This window comes from Streptomyces sp. SCSIO 30461 (assembly GCF_037023745.1).
In the GTDB taxonomy this organism is placed as follows: Bacteria; Actinomycetota; Actinomycetes; order Streptomycetales; family Streptomycetaceae; genus Streptomyces.
The window spans coordinates 7972720-7987879 of the sequence record NZ_CP146101.1 but is presented as its reverse complement, the minus strand read 5'-3'; the positions used below and the strand labels follow the sequence as shown (position 1 = coordinate 7987879).

General features: G+C 71.1%; 17 protein-coding genes and 1 riboswitch. Of the genes, 9 read left to right on the top strand and 8 right to left on the bottom strand.

Features of this window, described 5'->3' with window-relative positions:
- Positions 1-6: 6 nt before the first annotated feature.
- Together V1460_RS35900 and V1460_RS35895 are read right to left on the bottom strand one after the other, a co-directional pair.
- A complete protein-coding gene (locus tag V1460_RS35900) occupies positions 7-405 on the bottom strand; it encodes a 6-carboxytetrahydropterin synthase (protein WP_338678367.1) in 399 nt (132 codons plus the stop codon).
- Between the two features lie 123 nt (positions 406-528).
- Positions 529-1581, bottom strand: a complete 1053-nt coding sequence (locus tag V1460_RS35895; RefSeq protein ID WP_338677776.1) for a dehydrogenase — start codon at positions 1579-1581, stop codon at positions 529-531.
- Positions 1582-1709: 128 nt separating this feature from the next.
- Here V1460_RS35895 and V1460_RS35890 point away from each other — a divergent pair, with 128 nt between their 5' ends.
- Entirely contained in the window at positions 1710-2543 is an 834-nt protein-coding gene (locus tag V1460_RS35890; RefSeq protein WP_338677775.1) for a CDP-alcohol phosphatidyltransferase family protein, read from the top strand.
- Between the two features lie 112 nt (positions 2544-2655).
- On the opposite strand, the gene V1460_RS35885 is transcribed toward V1460_RS35890, so the two are convergent.
- Positions 2656-4398, bottom strand: a complete 1743-nt coding sequence (locus tag V1460_RS35885) for a sulfatase (protein ID WP_338677774.1) — start codon at positions 4396-4398, stop codon at positions 2656-2658.
- Positions 4399-4700: 302 nt separating this feature from the next.
- Here V1460_RS35885 and V1460_RS35880 point away from each other — a divergent pair, with 302 nt between their 5' ends.
- Complete coding sequence (locus tag V1460_RS35880) at positions 4701-5477, top strand: DUF1775 domain-containing protein (protein WP_338677773.1); 777 nt, start codon at positions 4701-4703, stop codon at positions 5475-5477.
- 2 nt (positions 5478-5479) lie between these two features.
- On the opposite strand, the gene V1460_RS35875 is transcribed toward V1460_RS35880, so the two are convergent.
- A complete protein-coding gene (locus tag V1460_RS35875) occupies positions 5480-6082 on the bottom strand; it encodes a histidine phosphatase family protein (protein ID WP_338677772.1) in 603 nt (200 codons plus the stop codon).
- 42 nt (positions 6083-6124) lie between these two features.
- Positions 6125-6294: riboswitch (cobalamin riboswitch) on the top strand.
- A 39-nt stretch (positions 6295-6333) separates the two neighbouring features.
- Between V1460_RS35875 and V1460_RS35870 the strand changes: the two genes are divergently transcribed.
- Both V1460_RS35870 and V1460_RS35865 read left to right on the top strand, forming a co-directional pair.
- Positions 6334-6561 carry a CbtB-domain containing protein gene (locus tag V1460_RS35870; RefSeq protein WP_338677771.1) on the top strand — a complete coding sequence of 76 codons (228 nt, stop codon included), beginning with the start codon at positions 6334-6336 and terminating at the stop codon, positions 6559-6561.
- Between the two features lie 43 nt (positions 6562-6604).
- Entirely contained in the window at positions 6605-7393 is a 789-nt protein-coding gene (locus tag V1460_RS35865) for a CbtA family protein (protein ID WP_338677769.1), read from the top strand.
- A 154-nt stretch (positions 7394-7547) separates the two neighbouring features.
- Here the strand turns inward: V1460_RS35865 and V1460_RS35860 are convergent, their stop codons facing one another.
- Positions 7548-8123, bottom strand: coding sequence for an alpha/beta hydrolase (locus tag V1460_RS35860; protein ID WP_338677768.1), 576 nt, complete (start codon positions 8121-8123; stop codon positions 7548-7550).
- Positions 8124-8391: 268 nt separating this feature from the next.
- On the opposite strand from V1460_RS35860, the gene V1460_RS35855 reads away from it, so the two are divergent.
- From V1460_RS35855 to V1460_RS35835, 5 genes are all read left to right on the top strand, one after another.
- A complete protein-coding gene (locus tag V1460_RS35855; RefSeq protein ID WP_338677767.1) occupies positions 8392-9111 on the top strand; it encodes a response regulator transcription factor in 720 nt (239 codons plus the stop codon).
- A 14-nt stretch (positions 9112-9125) separates the two neighbouring features.
- A complete protein-coding gene (locus V1460_RS35850; protein WP_338678366.1) occupies positions 9126-10274 on the top strand; it encodes a histidine kinase in 1149 nt (382 codons plus the stop codon).
- A gap of 235 nt (positions 10275-10509) precedes the next feature.
- Complete coding sequence (locus V1460_RS35845) at positions 10510-11586, top strand: NAD(+)/NADH kinase (protein ID WP_338677766.1); 1077 nt, start codon at positions 10510-10512, stop codon at positions 11584-11586.
- 440 nt (positions 11587-12026) lie between these two features.
- Entirely contained in the window at positions 12027-12965 is a 939-nt protein-coding gene (locus tag V1460_RS35840) for a serine hydrolase (RefSeq protein WP_338677765.1), read from the top strand.
- Positions 12966-13061: 96 nt separating this feature from the next.
- Positions 13062-13277 carry a hypothetical protein gene (locus V1460_RS35835; RefSeq protein WP_338677764.1) on the top strand — a complete coding sequence of 72 codons (216 nt, stop codon included), beginning with the start codon at positions 13062-13064 and terminating at the stop codon, positions 13275-13277.
- 49 nt (positions 13278-13326) lie between these two features.
- On the opposite strand, the gene V1460_RS35830 is transcribed toward V1460_RS35835, so the two are convergent.
- The 3 genes from V1460_RS35830 to V1460_RS35820 all read right to left on the bottom strand — a co-directional run bounded on the left by V1460_RS35830 (position 13327) and on the right by V1460_RS35820 (position 15153).
- Positions 13327-13602 (bottom strand): DUF6223 family protein, encoded by a 276-nt coding sequence (locus tag V1460_RS35830; protein ID WP_338677763.1) that lies wholly within the window; start codon positions 13600-13602, stop codon positions 13327-13329.
- 14 nt (positions 13603-13616) lie between these two features.
- Positions 13617-14027, bottom strand: a complete 411-nt coding sequence (locus V1460_RS35825) for a hypothetical protein (RefSeq protein ID WP_338677762.1) — start codon at positions 14025-14027, stop codon at positions 13617-13619.
- 232 nt (positions 14028-14259) lie between these two features.
- Positions 14260-15153, bottom strand: a complete 894-nt coding sequence (locus V1460_RS35820; RefSeq protein ID WP_338677761.1) for an RNA polymerase sigma-70 factor — start codon at positions 15151-15153, stop codon at positions 14260-14262.
- Positions 15154-15160: the final 7 nt, after the last annotated feature.

Here is a 15160-nt window from a genome sequence, read left to right as displayed (position 1 = left end):
CGCCGGTCACAGGGCCCGCTCGTAGCTCGCCCAGGCGATGTGCGACTCGTGCAGCGTGACGCCGATCCCGGTCAGCCCGCGAGCGCCCTCGCCGAGCGCTCCGGCCTGCACGAGGTCGGCCAGCCGGTCGGCGATCACCTTGGCGAGGAACTCGGTGGAGGTGTTGACCCCGGCGAACCGGGGCTCGTCGTCCAGATTGCGGTAGTTGTACTCGCCGACGATCTTGCCCAGCTCGGTGGTGGCGAGGCCGATGTCCACGACGATGTTGTCCTCGTCCAGCTCAGGCCTGCGGAAGGTGGCGTCGACCAGGAAGGTCGCGCCGTGCAGACGCTGTGCCGGTCCGAAGACCTCCCCGCGGAAGCTGTGGGCGATCATGAGGTGTTCGCGGACTGTGACGCTGAACAACGGCTGTGCCTCCGGTCGGTGCTCCTGGCCGCTGCGGCGGCCCCTGTCCTTCAGTACGGCCGGAGCGTACGCCGCGTTCAAGGGCCCGTTTCGTGCCGGTCGAACCGGCCATCGGGCCAGGTGTCACTCGTAGCGCACCCGGAGGCACATCCCCGGCATTTCCCCGGACGTGATGCGGGCCAGCACCGACGGCAGCTCGGTGAAGGCGCACTCGCCGGTGACGAGCGCGTCGAAGGCCGGATCGGCGAGCAGTTCCAGCGAGAGCGCGAGCCGGTCGGCGTACGTACGGCTGGAGCGCCGCGCCGGGGACACGCGTCCCACCTGGCTGCCGCGCAGCACCAGACGCCCCGAGTGGAAGGCCTCTCCGAGCGGCAGGCTGATCCGCCGGTCGCCGTACCAGCTCAGCTCCAGGACCGTGCCCTCCGGGGCGAGCAGTTCGAGCGAGCGGGCCAGCCCGGCTTCAGTGGCGCTGGCGTGTACGACGAGGTCGCAGCCGCCGATGCCGTCGGCGGGCAGCGCGAAGTCGACGCCGAGTGCCTCGGCGACGGCGGCACGCGCCGGGTCGGCGTCGACCAGCTGGACCCGTACGCCGGGGAAGCGTGCCAGCAGCCGGGCCACGGAACAGCCGATCATGCCCGCGCCGACGACGGCGATACGGTCGCCGACGAGAGGCGCGGCGTCCCACAGGGCGTTGACGGCGGTCTCCACCGTCCCGGCCAGGATCGCCCGTTCGGCGGGCACGCCGTCCGGCACCGGGGTCACGGCGCTCGCCGGGACGACAAAGCGGGTCTGGTGCGGGTAGAGCGAGAAGACCGTGCGGCCGACGAGGTCCCGGGGGCCCTCTTCCACCACGCCGACGTTCAGATAGCCGTACTTGACCGGCCCGGGGAAGTCCCCTTCCTGGAAGGGCGCCCGCATCTCGGCGTACTGGCTTTCGGGGACGCCACCGCGGAACACCAGGCTTTCCGTGCCCCGGCTGACCCCGGAGTACAGCGTCCGGACCAGGACTTCCCCGTCGGCAGGGGCCGGCAGTGTGGATTCGCGTATCTCGCCGCTACCTGGGGAGACGAGCCAGAAAGCGAGCGCGGCGTGCTTCGCCGACTCGGCCGAAGGGGCGGCCCGGTGACCGGCCGGTGCCTGGGCCGATGTGCCGGCCGACGGTTCTGCGGATTCCATCGCGAACTCCATTGAGGACCTCCCGCTGAACACTCGGGTTCCGGTTTACGTTCTGAAAATCATGAGGGCCGCTCACACGGAATGCGGCGTTCATCGACTCTGTCACACAGCCGGAGGGTGGTTGCGCAGTGGCCCTGAGCGGCACTTTCGACACGAGACTGGTGCGCCCCGAGACGACGGCGGGGGTGGGCGCCCAGGCTCTTCTGCTCGTCCTGCTCGGCACCGTGCTCGGCCTGGGGCCGGCCGGCTGGCTGGCGGGCCTCGTCTTCACTTTCGCCACCTGGGCGGTGCTCACGCGGGCACTGCGCCGGTCCTGGCCCGGGCGGATGTCCTTCGGGCCGGCCAACGGTGTGACCCTGGCGCGGACGGTACTGGTCGGGGGCGTGACCGCGCTCGTCGCGGACTCGTTCGTCAACGGGACTCCGCTGTCCGGCGTCTCTCTCGTCAGCGAGCCACCGCTGGCGGTCATGGTCGCGCTGACCGCGGTGGCGCTGGTCCTGGACTGCGTGGACGGCCAGGTGGCCCGGCGCACCGGTTCGGAGTCGCCCCTCGGTGCGCGCTTCGACATGGAGGTGGACGCGTTCCTCATCCTGGTGCTCAGCATCCATGTGGCGACGTTCCTGGGGCCGTGGGTGCTGCTGATCGGTGCGATGCGGTACGCCTTCGTCGGGGCGGCACGGTTTCTGCCGTGGCTGAACGGCCCGCTGCCCCCGAGCATGGCGCGCAAGACCGTCGCCGCGCTCCAGGGGATCGTGCTTCTGGTCGCGGGCGCCGGGATCATGCCGCTCGCTGTCGCCGCGGTCATGGTCGCGGCGGCGCTGGCGGCGCTGGTCTGGTCCTTCGCGCGGGACATCGGGGGGCTTTGGCGTTCGGGGAGCCGAGTGGGCGACGGCGGCAACGGCGGCAGCAGCGGTGCCGACGGCGCGGTCGTGGTGCGCGAGACCTCCCATGCCGGTGTGTGAAAGCCCGGGGAACCAGGGGAACCAGGTAGACACTGATGGCGGCGCCCCGCACATGGTGCGGGGCGCCGCCATCAGTGTCCGTGCCGTCCGTGCCGTCCGTGCCGTGGGTGCCTCAGCGGGACGAGGGGGCCGGGGAAGCGGAGGAGAATGTGCCGAGGAAGCGGTCCCGGAAGCTGTCCATCCGCCAGACCGGCGCCTTGGGGCCGGGGCTCAGCCCCTCCTCCCAGCCCCAGCCGGAGATCCGGTCCAGCACCGACTGATCGTGGGCGACGATCGCCACGGGGACGTCGCGCCCCAGATCGCCCCGGGTGACGGTCGTGACGGGCTGGTGGTCACCGAGGAAGACCAGCACCGTGTCCTTGCCGGCGTACTTCTCGACGTACGAGATCAGACTGCCGAGGGAGTACTCGACGGCGCGCCGGTACTCGTTGCGCACCTGGTCGGGGTCCTTCCAGACCTCCTGGGGGCTCTTGCCCTCCTCCTTGATGGAGTTGTAGACCGAGCCGTCGCCGACCTCGTCCCAGCCGATCATCCTGGGTATCGGCGCCCAGGGGTTGTGGCTGGAGGCGAGGATGATCTCCGCCATCATCGGCTCACGGCCGGCCTTGCCGTGTTCGAGTCGCTCGAACGCCGCCAGGCTGTACTGGTCGGGCACGGGCGTCCAGCTGAACTTCGGGCCCTGGTAGCCGAGCCTGGTCGAGTCGTACACATGGTCGAGCCCGTAGAACTTCCCTTCGGGCCAGGCCCGCGTGACACCCGGCATGATGCCGACCGTGCGCCAGGCCCCCGTACGCCGGAAAGCGCTGGTGAGGGTCATCCGGTCGCCGCTGGTGAGGCTGAGGTAGCGCTGCTGGTTCTTGATCCACAGGCCCGAGTTGAACGTCGAGTGCGCCAGCCAGCTCCCCCCGCCGTACGTCGGAGAGGTGAGGAAGGCGCTGCGCGAGGCGAAGCCCGCGGCCCGCAGCCGCTTCGTACCGTCCGCGAGCACGGCGTCGACCTGCGCGGCCATCGCCGGGTCCTGCACGGCGCTGCGGCCGTAGCTCTCGATGAAGGTGAAGATGACGTCCTTGCCGCGCAGCGCGCTCAGCAGCTGGTCGGGGGGCGTGGCACGGAAGGCGTCGACGCGGGACTCCCTGGCGAACCGGCCCTCGTCACCGAGCCCGGCACGCACCTGGTGCACCCGCTGCTGAGCGAGATCGGCCGTGGTCCCGGAAGCGAACGGAAGTCCCGCCGACGTCTGCGGCCCGAGCAGTGCCAGCACCATCCACAGGGAACCGAGCGCGAAGGTGCCCTGGGTGGCCACGGCGCTGTGCCGCACCACCAGGTGGCTCACCCGGACGACCGCCAGGGATGTGAGCACCAGCAGGGCGAGTACGAGAAGCACCACGCCGACCTCGGCGGCGATGGCGCCGCCCGGGCCGATGGAGTCTTCCAGGAACGACGCGGCGTCGTCGAACAGGATCCAGTCCAGTACGAGGTCGAACGGCCGGTCGAGTGTCGAGAAGAACCCCATGTCGAGGAACTTCAGGATCGTCAGCAGCCCCAGCAGGGCCCCGCCGACCGCCGCTGCGACCCACCTCGCCCGCGCCCGCAGCGCCTGGAGTGCGAGCAGGAGCGCAACGCCGAACAGCCCTTCCACCGGTATGCGGACGAATGCCGCGGGTGTGAGGTGGTCGGGTTTGTTCGGTGCGAGGAGAGCCAGGAACACGAGCAGTACGGCGAGGCCGGTGGTGGTACGCCGGACGGCGCGCGCCGCACCTGGACGCCGTCCGCGCCAGCCGCGAGCGGCGCTGGTGGCGACGGGAGTTTCGGGAGCGGCTTCCGTCGTGCCGGGGATGTCCGCGACACCCGGCATGTCGGGCTGGGTTGTGGCCTGTCTCGGCAGCCGGCCCCTTGTCGGCTGCTCTGCCTGGTCCCGCTGCTCCTGCGGTTCTTTCGGTTCCTGCGGTTCTTTCAGTTGCTGCGGTTGCTGCGGTTCTTGGCGAGAGCGCGTCCAGAGCGGCACCCGAACATCCTTCCGTGCTGGCCCGGTGAGCACGACGGCCCGGACCCGGGAGGCCCGGGGTCGCCGATATCAGTACGGTTCGGCGATGCCATCAGTTCAAGCCGCTGCCCGTGCCCCATGATGGGGCAGCACATTCACTCCGGGAGCCACCCGTGTCTCACATCACCAAGGCGCGCACCGCACGCCGCCTTTCCGTACTCGCCGGCCTCAGCGGTGCCTCGCTCGCGGCCTCGCTCGCCTTCGCCGTCCCCGCGGCGGCGCATGTGGAGGTCGAGGCGGAGGGCGCCGCGGCCCTCGCCCAGAACGTCACGCTGGACTTCAGCGCCGAGTCCGAGTCCGACAGCGCGGGCATCAGCAGGATGGAGGTCATCCTCCCCGAGGGCATCCTCCCGTCCGATGTCACCTTCAAGCAGGGACCGGACGGCTGGAAGTTCGCGACCACCCCGCGCGGTTACACCGTCTCCGGCCCCGCGGTCGGCGTCGGTGACGACGTGGAGTACTCGGTGACCGTGCGGCAGTTGCCCGATGCCGAGTCGCTGGCATTCAAGACCCTCCAGACGTACGGCGACGGGCGCGTCGACCGCTGGATCGAGCTGGAGGAGTCCGGCGGCGGGGAGGGCGACGGCCACAGCCATGGGCACGGCAATCCGGCACCACAACTCGCCCTGAAGCCCGCCGCTCCCGGGGCGAAGCCGGTGGCGCCCAGCCCGAGCGCCGTCGCACCGGAGCAATCTCCGGCGAAGTCGCCGGAGAAGTCCACGGGGAACGCGTCCGGCAAACCCGCGACCGGTAACCAGGGGCCTGAGAGCGCCCAGGACGCCGGGGAAGGCGGCTCGTCGCCCGTACCCGCGCTGGTCATCGGTGCGGTGGTGCTCGCTGCCGTCGCCGGGGGCGGCTACTGGTGGAAGCGCCGGGGCGCCGCTTCCTGAGGTCAGGCGGTGGGCGCCGTGGCGACCAGCCGCAGATTCCACCTTCCGCCGTGCCAGGTGAGGCCGATACCGGACAGCGGTGGCACGTCGAGCCGCCAGAACGCGGGCAGCGGCGCGCCGAGCGCGTACACGCCCGCCGCCCGTACGACCGAGGGCTCGACCACGGCCAGTACGCGCCGTCCGGTGTCCTGGGGCAGATCCCCTGGAAGGGAGTCCAGCCAGCCGCCGATCCGCAGGCACAGTTCCCGCACGGACTCACCGCCATGCGGTGCGGCCGCCGGGTCGGTGGTCCACTGCCGGACCGCTTCGGGGCCCGCTTCGGGCCCCACGCCGGCCAGCACTTCGGTGAGTGAACGGCCCTGCCAGGAGCCGTGGTCCAGGTCGCGCAGCCGGGGTTCGACCGATGCGTCGAGCCCCAGCGCGTCCGCCGTCTGCCCGCACCGTACGGACGGCGCCCGGAGTACGACCGGGGCGGCGGGGAGTGCGGACCGCGCAGCTTCTGCCTCGTGTACGGCCCGTTCGTCGAGCGAACCGCCGCCGAAGCGAGCCTCGCCGCGTACCGAGGGACCCGCTGCGGCGCACAGCAGCGTCAGTCTGACCGACATGCGGACTTCCTTCCGTGTGATGAAGATCGCTGGTCACAGGCCCTATTGGCGGCGGGTTCACGGACCGCTACCCTCTCATCCGAAAGGATGACGGCAGACACGGAAGACCGGTGAGAAACCGGCACGGTCGCGCCACTGTGTGCCAGGCGGTCAGAGTCCCCCCAGGGACGGGGCCGTCGGGTGAGTCAGACCCGTGACCGTCATCGCGTGCACCACCGAAAGCGGGACGCGTGTTCCCGAGGAGGTCCGGTATGGCCCAGTCCGCCATCACACCCGTCGAAATCCCCGTTGGCCAGCCCGTGCTGGTGAAGCTCCCGGTCCGCGTCGTCGCACCCTGGGCCGCCTTCTTCGGGCTGCTGATGCTCGTCATGCTGTACTTCGTCGGCGCCGAACAGGGTGCGTTCTCCGTGTTCTCCGGTGAGGGCGTGCACGAGTGGGTCCACGACGGCCGTCATCTGCTCGGCTTCCCGTGCCACTGACCCGTACTGCTGAACCCATACGTACGGGACAGGACAACCGCACATGAATTCCGCAACTGTAAGGGCCCTGCTCGTCCGCGGCATGCTCGCGGGCGTGCTCGCCGGGCTGCTCTCCTACGGACTGGCCTACCTCATCGGTGAACCGCAGATCGACGCCGCCATCGCGGTCGAGGAGGCGGGCGCGGCCCACCACGGCCACGGCGGTGGCGGTGGCGAGCCGGAGGAGGAACTGGTCAGCCGCGCGGTGCAGGCGACCGCCGGTCTGAGCACGGCTGTTCTGGTCTACGGCACGGCGCTCGGTGGCATCACCGCGCTGGCGCTGTGCTTCGCGCTCGGCCGGTTGGGGGCCTTCGGCGCCCGTGCCACGGCCGCGCTCGTCGCGGCGGGCGGCTTCGTCGCCGTCGCGTTCGTACCGTTCCTCAAGTACCCGGCCAACCCGCCGGCCGTCGGTGACCCGGGGACACTCAACCAGCGCACCGCGATGTTCTTCCTGATGATCGTGTTCAGCGTGCTGCTGCTGATCGGTGCGGTGCTGATCGGCAAGAAGCTGGCACCACGCTGGGGCAACTGGAACGCGACGGTCGCCGCGGGCGCCGTCTTCACCGTGGTGGTGGGTGTCGCGCTGGCCTTTCTGCCGGCGGGCGACGCGACCCCGGAGCACTTCCCGGCCGATGTCCTGTGGCAGTTCAGGCTGGCGTCGCTCGGCGTCCAGGCGCTGCTCTGGGCAGCGCTCGGGCTGATCCTCGGCGAGTTCGCCCAGCGGGTGCTCGAGCCCAAGGCCGCCGCGTCGCAGGGGCCGCGCGAGTCGGCAGCCCCGGTGGCCGTGAACTGACGGTACCGGCAGGCGATCACGACGATGGACCCCGCCCGGGGGCGCGCCGGGGCGGGGTCCTTCTCGTTGGTCATGTCATTCGTCGGACGTCGGTCGAGTCATATGAGAGGACCCGTCATATGAGAGGACCCGCGCGCCGTACGAGGACCGCGTGTCACACGAGGACCCGCGCGGGCCGCCGTGTGAGATGCGTGGTGAGGAAGGCCCATACCGCGGGTGCCATCCACTGGGCCGGGTCCTCGTCGCCGCACGGACTCAGGTTCGCGAGCTTCCCCTGAGGGAGTGCGCGGGCCAGCTCCCCGGCGGTGCCCGGGATGACAAGGGTGGGTACGCGGACGGTGGAGAGGTCGATGCCGTCGGGGGCGTCGATGCCCTCACCGACGGCGCCGAGCACCTCGTCGGCGTCGATGACGACCGCGGCCCCGAACGGCTCGGGATGGTCGGCCGCCGCTCGCAGCGCGACGACGGCTCCCCTGCCGGTGCCGCCGACGGCGGCGTTGCCCAGCCCCAGATGCTCGGCGAGCGCGGCGGCATCGTCGGCGTCCCGCGCCTCGGACACGATGACGGTGTAGCTGTCGGTGAGCCGCCGGGCCAGTGGGAGCAGACCACCGCCGTGGTCGTGGCCCGCGCCTGAGCCCGATTCGTGCAGGAGGACCAGGGTTGGTCCGGTGCCGAGCCGGGTGGCCCGCAGCGGGCGACCGTCACCGGCGGGATAGCTGAACGTGTCCATGCCTCGCCCTCCGTTGCACGTCTTGCGTCGTATGCTCAAGAGTCGAGGAAGTCGCCCGTCGTAACCATCCGGCAGTCGTCCGGAATCGCCCCGCCGAGTGGCTGACGTCTCCCCGCCGTCCGGCCAGGACGCCGCCTGTGTGGCACGTGAGCCTGCCATCGCCGACCGCGCCGATGTCGCTCGGCGTGGTCGCTGTAGGTCGGCATCACCTGGAATGGTACGAAACGGTGCTGATCGGGTAAGTGCTCGGAAGGCGAGTGGAGCACACGTGATCCGGGTACTGGTGGTCGATGACGAAGCCCTGATCCGTACGGGCTTCCAGCACATCCTCGACGCGGCGGACGACATCGAGGTCGTCGCGGCGGTCCCAGGCGGCGATGCGGTCAGGACCGCCCAGGAACTGCGCCCCGACGTGGTTCTGCTCGACATCCGGATGCCGGACGTGGACGGGCTCACCGTACTGGCAGCGCTGCGCAGACTCCCGCAGCCACCGGTGGTAGCCATGCTCACGACCTTCGACATGGACGAGTACGTGGCCACGGCACTGCGCTCCGGCGCCGCCGGGTTCCTGCTCAAGGACACCGACCCCGAGGCGTTGCCGTACCTGGTGCGGACTCTGGCCGACGGGGGTGCCGTGCTGTCGTCCAAGATCACCCGCACGGTCGTGGACCGCTACCTCGAAACGGGCGCGGGCTGCCGGGAGAGCGCGGCACGAGGCCTCGGGCTGCTGACCGAGCGGGAGCGGGATGTGCTCGTCCTGGTCGCCGACGGGCTGTCCAACGGAGAGATCGCGGCGCGCATGCATCTGAGCACCGGCACGGTCAAGGACCATGTCAGCGCGATCCTCACCAAGCTGGACGTCGCCAGCCGGGTCCAGGCGGCGCTGCTCGCCGAGCGGGCCGGAATGCTCAGGCCGCCGACGCGTACGGCGGACGACCGCCCGGCGGGTGAGCACGCAGGCGATCACACAGGGGAGGCGGCGCCGTGATCCCGCGCGGAATCATGCACGGCACGGTGGTCGACCACACGGTGGCCGACCACGGCACCCTGCCCCGGCGGCTGCCCACCCCCCTGGTCAACGCCGCCCTCGTCGCGTTCTCGATCCTCGACGCCTGGATCCAGGTCGGCAGCCATGACCCCGTGCTGCTGGCCTTCGCGCTGGTCGCCGCCGTGTCACTGCTGCTGCGCCATCGGCTGCCGCTGCTCACCTTCATCGTCACGCTGCCCGCCGTCATGGTCTCCGACGCCATCTTCGCCGCACTGGTCGCGCTGTACACGCTGGCCTCGCTCACCCGCCACCGGATGCTGCTGGGCGTCTGCGCGCTGGCCTTCACCGTCTGCGACAGCATCAAGTGGCCGTCCGCCTCCATCGACCTGTCCAGCACCCAGGGCTTCGTCTCACTCGGCTACTCCGCGGCCACCGCGGCCGCCCCCGTCTTCCTCGGCCAGCTCGTCCAGACCCGGCGCGATCTGTCGCTGCGCCTCGCCGAGATCTCAGAGGCGCGCGACCACGAGCGTCTGCTGACCGCCCAGAGCATGCTGTCCCAGGAGCGCGCCCAGCTCGCCCGCGAGATGCACGACGTGGTCTCCCACCAGGTGAGCCTGATCGCCGTACGGGCCGGGGCGCTTCAGGTGGGCACCCGCGACGCCGAGGTACGGGAGGCCGCCGCCACCATCCGGCGCCTCAGCGTGCAGACGCTGGACGAGCTGCGGCACATGGTCAGCGTGCTGCGCGCCTCCGGGGGCCGCCCGACGGAGCTCACGCCGCAGCCGTCCGTGGCCGACCTTCGCCGGCTGGTCGACAGCAGCGGCATCGACGTGGAGATGCGCACGGAACTGCCCGACGGCCTCCCAGCGACCGTGCAACGCGCGATCTACCGCACCGTCCAGGAAGCACTGACCAATGTGCGCAAGCACGCGCCGGGTGCCACGGCGACCGTACGGATCCGCCACGCGGAGGGCGCGGTACGCGTCACCGTCACCAACACCGCACCGACTCGCCCGGCCCTCCCTCTGCCCAGCGCGCATTACGGTCTCGTCGGTCTGCGCCAGCGCGCCGCGCTGCTCGGTGGCACGGTCACGTCGGGGCCCACGGCGGACGGCGGCTACGAACTGCGCCTCGTACTACCGGCAGCGGACGGTGTGAACTGACCGCCCGCGTCGAGCGCCCGGAGGCACGGCAGCACACCGCGGGTGCCCTGGGCGGTCGACCGCGTCGGCTACTCGGCGCGCGAGGTCCACCCGGGATCCCGGTTCCACCCGCAGCGGCTTGATGAAGTCGGCGACGTCCATCGCCCCGTTCTGGTGCACGGTCCCCGGCACGGCTGGCGATCAGGAGCACCCCGGTGTGAGCTGAGTCTGTGTGCGGACGGCCGAGGAGGAAGACATGGCAGTGGCACGAGTCGGACTCGTCGTCCACAGCGGGCGCCCTGAGGCGGTCGCCGCCGCCCGCGTCGTCCGCGACTGGTGCCGAGGCCACGGCATCCGCTGCACGGACATCGACGTCTGGGATGACGGTGAACCACGTCACAGCACGCGCGAGGAGCTCGCAGCGGCGGGGGATCCCGACCTCATCGTCACCCTGGGCGGCGACGGCACCTTCCTGCGCGGCGCCCGGCTGGCCGCCGAGAACGACGCGCTCGTACTCGGTGTCGACCTCGGACGGGTGGGTTTCCTGACCGAGGTGCCCGTCGAGGACGTGTCCATGGCACTGGACGCGGTCCACGAGGAGCGGGTCACCGCCGAGCCGCGGATGATGCTCGCGATGCGCGCCTCCTGCTCCCTGGAACTGCCCGATGGCATGGAGTTCCTGCTCCGTTACGGCCGAGGCCCGCTGCTGCCCCCGACTTGCGCCCGCCCGGACTGCGCGGTCGGCGGCGGCTGGGGCATCGCCCTGGAGGCGACCGCGCTCAACGACGTCGTGCTGGAGAAACTGGCCAGGGACCACCAGGTGTCCGCCGGGGTCTATGTCGCCGGCCGACTGCTGGCCTCCTACTCCGCCGACGCCCTCATGGTCGCCACCCCCACGGGCTCGACCGCGTACAGCTTCGCCGCCGGAGGCCCGGTCATCTCGCCCCGCGCCGAAGCACTGGTCTTCACTCCGGTCGCCCCCCACATGGCCTTCAACCGGTCCGTCATCGCCGCCCCCGACGAACCCATCGCGCTGCGCCTGCTCGAACGCTCAGGTCTCGCTGTGGTGAGTATCGACGGCCAGGTGCGCGGCATCCTCCACCCAGGCGAATGGATCGGCGTCTACGCGGCGCCACGTCCGCTGCGGGCCGTACGCCTCGGGCCCACCGACTTCTACGGCCGCCTGCGGGAACGCATGCGCCTGACCGACGCCCCCGCCGCGACCGCCGACGGCGAGGCCGCCCCGCTCTGGCCCCTGTCCACCCCGGCGCCGCCGGACCTGGCGCATCTGAGCCTGCCACCGGTGCGGACGGACGCCTATCCGCTGCGCTGAGCCTGACTCCCCGCCCGGTCGGCGGGCCGCGTCGGCTCCCGTACGGGCGACGGGCAGAGGTCGGCGGTGGCGGGTCGTGCTCGTCGGCGCGCCGAGGTCGCAGACCAAGGCCCGGGATCCGACCCGATGGCGCCCACCACGTCTTCGACCGCTTCCGCCGCGCCACGGTGCTGGGCACACTCGTAGAACCGGGGCCCGGCCCCTGGACTCGCTGTCGCCTATCGGGGTGGATCCCGGCGCCGCCGCGCACGGTTGACCGCCTCGGACTCGACGACCGTCCGGGACGAGGCCGCACGTTCCGCCTCGTCCCGAGGGAAGGAACGCCGTGCGTACGGAGGGTCGGGCGACGAGAACGGAGGCGAGGTGTATCCGGGCACCTTCACAGCAGATCCTGAGGTGCCGCAAACGCCATTCCCACGCGGGGTTCCTAGCTTCGCCCCATGGCACGCCACAGGCACCACTCCGCGTCCCGGACGCCCCGCTACCTCGCGATCGGAGCGGTGGCCGCGCTCAGCGGCGCGTTCGGCGTCATCTACGCCGGTTCGGAGCCGCAGGGGAGCCGGGGGCCGGCGTCGGCCGTCTCCGCGGTGACCGCGTTGCCCGGCACTCCGGCGACAGCCTCCGCCCAGGCTGACGTCGAGGCCGCCGTACAAGAGGTCGTGGCGGAAGCCGACGGCAACGCGGCCGTGGCGGTGTTGGACCTGTCCTCCGGCGCGAGCGCGTCCGCGGGCACCGCTGCCGCGGACGGCCACGGGTTCGCCACCGCCAGCATCGTCAAGGTCGGTATTCTCGCGGCCCTGCTGCTGCAGGCGAACGACGAGGGACGCTCCCTGACCGCGCAGGAACGGCAGTGGGCCACTGCCATGATCGAGAGCAGCGACAACGCCGCGGCGAACGCTCTCTGGGACGTCATCGGCGGCGGACAGGGGCTGACGAACGCCAACTCCCGCCTGGGCCTTACGGAGACGGTCTCCGGCGAAGGGGGCTACTGGGGACTCACCCGGACCACACCGGAGGACCAACTGCGCCTTCTCCGAGCGGTGTTCAGCGACGAATCAGCCCTCTCCGAAGAGGCCAGGGCTTATCTGCGCGGCCTCATGGGCTCGGTGGCAGCCGACCAGGACTGGGGCATATCGGCGGCCGCGGACGATCCCGGGTCCGCACAGCTCAAGAACGGCTGGCTCGCGCGCAGCGGAACGGGGCTGTGGGTGACCAACAGCATCGGCCGGGTGGAGGCCTCCGGGCACACACTGCTGCTGGCCGTGCTGTGCGACGACCAGCCGTCGAAGGAGACCGGCGTCGCCCTCATAGAAGACCTGGCGGTGGCGGCCGTCCGGCCGTTCACCGCGACAGCGGAAGGTGCCCGCGCCGGCGAGTGACAGGGCCGGTTGAACGGCCCGGCATGCCGTGTCGCCCGGATGAACATTAAGCTGAGAAACGTCCCAAACCGAGGCAATCCGTGAAAGGCGGACCAAATGCGCATTCGACGAATCCTCACCGCCGTCATCGCCACGGCAGCCCTCGCCGGACTCGGCCTCACAGGCGCAGCCGCCGCCACCGCCGCCACCACCCCGACCGCCGCCACCGTCGCCGCCCCCACCCCGGGTGAGTGCGAGCGGGGCGGCGGAATGGTCGATTGGGAGACCAACCTCTGCATGGGCGGTATGCACCACGGGCGGATGGTCGACTGAACCCCACCAGGCGTCCGCAGTACGCGCTACGGGGCTCTCCCGCACGAGTTCATGGGCGGGACTGGCCGTTGTGGCGTTCCCTGCCGTTCTGGTCCTGTTGGGCTTCGCTCTCACACGGCAGGAGCAGGGCGAAGCAGGCTCCGCCGAGTCCGCTGCCGGTGCCGAGGCCGCCCTTGGCGATGGCCGTGACCGTGGCGCGGACGGCCGTGGCGATCGGGCACGTCACGAGGGCGGTGACCGCTCCGTTCCACCTGACCCAGGTAGCGCGCGACCCCTGCCCGCGGCGCCCAGGTCGGGCCTGCCAGGCGAGTTCGCCGCAGTTCACGTCTCCTCGGGCGGCTACGAACCGGTGGCCGGGCGGCGTAGCGGCGAGCGGGGGGAGAGCGCGTGGACGAGGGCGAGGGTGCTGAGGGCGAACATCAGCACGCCCAGGGGGACGTGCAGCGATGCCACGTGGGCGATGCCGAGTGCGACCTGTGCTGAGGCGAGGAGGAGGAAGCCGGTGGAGTACAGGATGGGACGGGGGGATCCGCCGCCCGGGCGCCAGGCCAGGATCGTGGCGAGCACGTACAGCATGGCGGCCCCGTACATCACCTTCGATCCGTAGTCGTGCAACGCGTAGGCGTGGGACGAGGTCAGCAGCAGGCCGGCGGTGGATGCCTGGAAGAACAGGGCCAGGGTCTGCAGGACTGCCGCGGCTCTGAGCAAGGTGCCGCCGCGAGCCGTGGTGGTGGTCGCCCGTCTGGGCATGTGCGGCTTTCCTTTCGTCGTGTGCTGCGGTCGGCGAGGCGCCGGGGTGTTCGTTCTAGGGCGTGTTGCGAAAGTAGCTCCGTCCGCCCGCAGGGCGGGGCCTGCGGCGTCTGGTGCGTGCGATCGCAAGGCGGAGGATCATCCTCGTACTGGACGTACTTGGATGACTCCGGCAACGCAGCGAGCGTGCGTGCCAGGCGTCGCGGGTCAGGAGGGACTTTCGCAACCCGCCCTAGCGGGTGAGCGTGGTCTCGGAGTCGAGGTGGGTGAGCTTTTCGGGGTTGCGGACGAAGTACAGGCCGGTGATGCGCGTGCTCTCTACGCGGACGGCCATGACGCCGTCGAGTGCTCCGTCCACGTAGGCGGCGAGCGCGGGGCTGCCGTTGACGACGGTGGGTTCCCAGGTGACGGCGGCCTGGAGCTTGGTGGTGCCGGCGAGGTAGAAGCGGACGATCTTCTCGGCGCCGACGATCGGGTGCAGGGCCGCCCTCTTGAGGCCGCCCCCGTCGCTGAGCAGTACGACGTCGGGGGCGAGGACGTCGAGTAGGTCCTGTGGGTTGCCGGTCTCGATGGCGCGCCGGAACGACTCCAAGGCTGCCTGGGCCTCGCTGAGCGATGCCGTGGCGCGGGGGCGGCGGGCTCTGACGTGCTTGCGGGCGCGGTGCGCGATCTGGCGGACCGTGGCGGGGCTCTTGTCGACGGCCTCCGCGATCTCGTCATAGCCGATCTCGAAGACCTCGCGCAGCACGAACACCGCCCGCTCGGTCGGAGCAAGGCTTTCCAGGACGAGCATCATCGCCATCGACATGCTCTCGGCGAGTTCGACGTCCTCGGTCACGTCCGATGTGGTGATCAGCGGCTCGGGCAGCCACTGGCCGACGTAGGCCTCGCGGCGTCGCTTCACGGTGCGCAGCCGGTTGAGCGCCTGCCGCGTCGTGATCCGTACCAGGTACGCCCGCTGGTCGCTCACCCGCCCGAGGTCTACGGTGGCCCAGCGCAGCCAGGTCTCTTGAAGTACGTCCTCGGCATCGGCCGCGGAGCCGAGCATCTCGTAGGCGACGGTGAACAGCAGGTTCCGGTGGGCGATGAACGCCTCCGTCGCCAGGCCGGTGGTGTCGTCGGTCATCTCAGGG

Bases quoted from the DNA above. Each gene is read 5' to 3' on its own strand.
- V1460_RS35860 (WP_338677768.1), bottom strand. From the start codon at position 8,123: ATGGACACGTTCAGCTATCCCGCCGGTGACGGTCGCCCGCTGCGGGCC.
- V1460_RS35850 (WP_338678366.1), top strand. From the start codon at position 9,126: ATGCACGGCACGGTGGTCGACCACACGGTGGCCGACCACGGCACCCTG.
- V1460_RS35820 (WP_338677761.1), bottom strand. From the start codon at position 15,153: ATGACCGACGACACCACCGGCCTGGCGACGGAGGCGTTCATCGCCCAC.
- V1460_RS35885 (WP_338677774.1), bottom strand. From the start codon at position 4,398: ATGCCGGGTGTCGCGGACATCCCCGGCACGACGGAAGCCGCTCCCGAA.
- V1460_RS35835 (WP_338677764.1), top strand. From the start codon at position 13,062: ATGCGCATTCGACGAATCCTCACCGCCGTCATCGCCACGGCAGCCCTC.
- V1460_RS35865 (WP_338677769.1), top strand. From the start codon at position 6,605: ATGAATTCCGCAACTGTAAGGGCCCTGCTCGTCCGCGGCATGCTCGCG.
- V1460_RS35840 (WP_338677765.1), top strand. From the start codon at position 12,027: ATGGCACGCCACAGGCACCACTCCGCGTCCCGGACGCCCCGCTACCTC.
- V1460_RS35895 (WP_338677776.1), bottom strand. From the start codon at position 1,581: ATGGAATCCGCAGAACCGTCGGCCGGCACATCGGCCCAGGCACCGGCC.
- V1460_RS35875 (WP_338677772.1), bottom strand. From the start codon at position 6,082: ATGTCGGTCAGACTGACGCTGCTGTGCGCCGCAGCGGGTCCCTCGGTA.
- V1460_RS35845 (WP_338677766.1), top strand. From the start codon at position 10,510: ATGGCAGTGGCACGAGTCGGACTCGTCGTCCACAGCGGGCGCCCTGAG.
- V1460_RS35870 (WP_338677771.1), top strand. From the start codon at position 6,334: ATGGCCCAGTCCGCCATCACACCCGTCGAAATCCCCGTTGGCCAGCCC.
- V1460_RS35825 (WP_338677762.1), bottom strand. From the start codon at position 14,027: ATGCCCAGACGGGCGACCACCACCACGGCTCGCGGCGGCACCTTGCTC.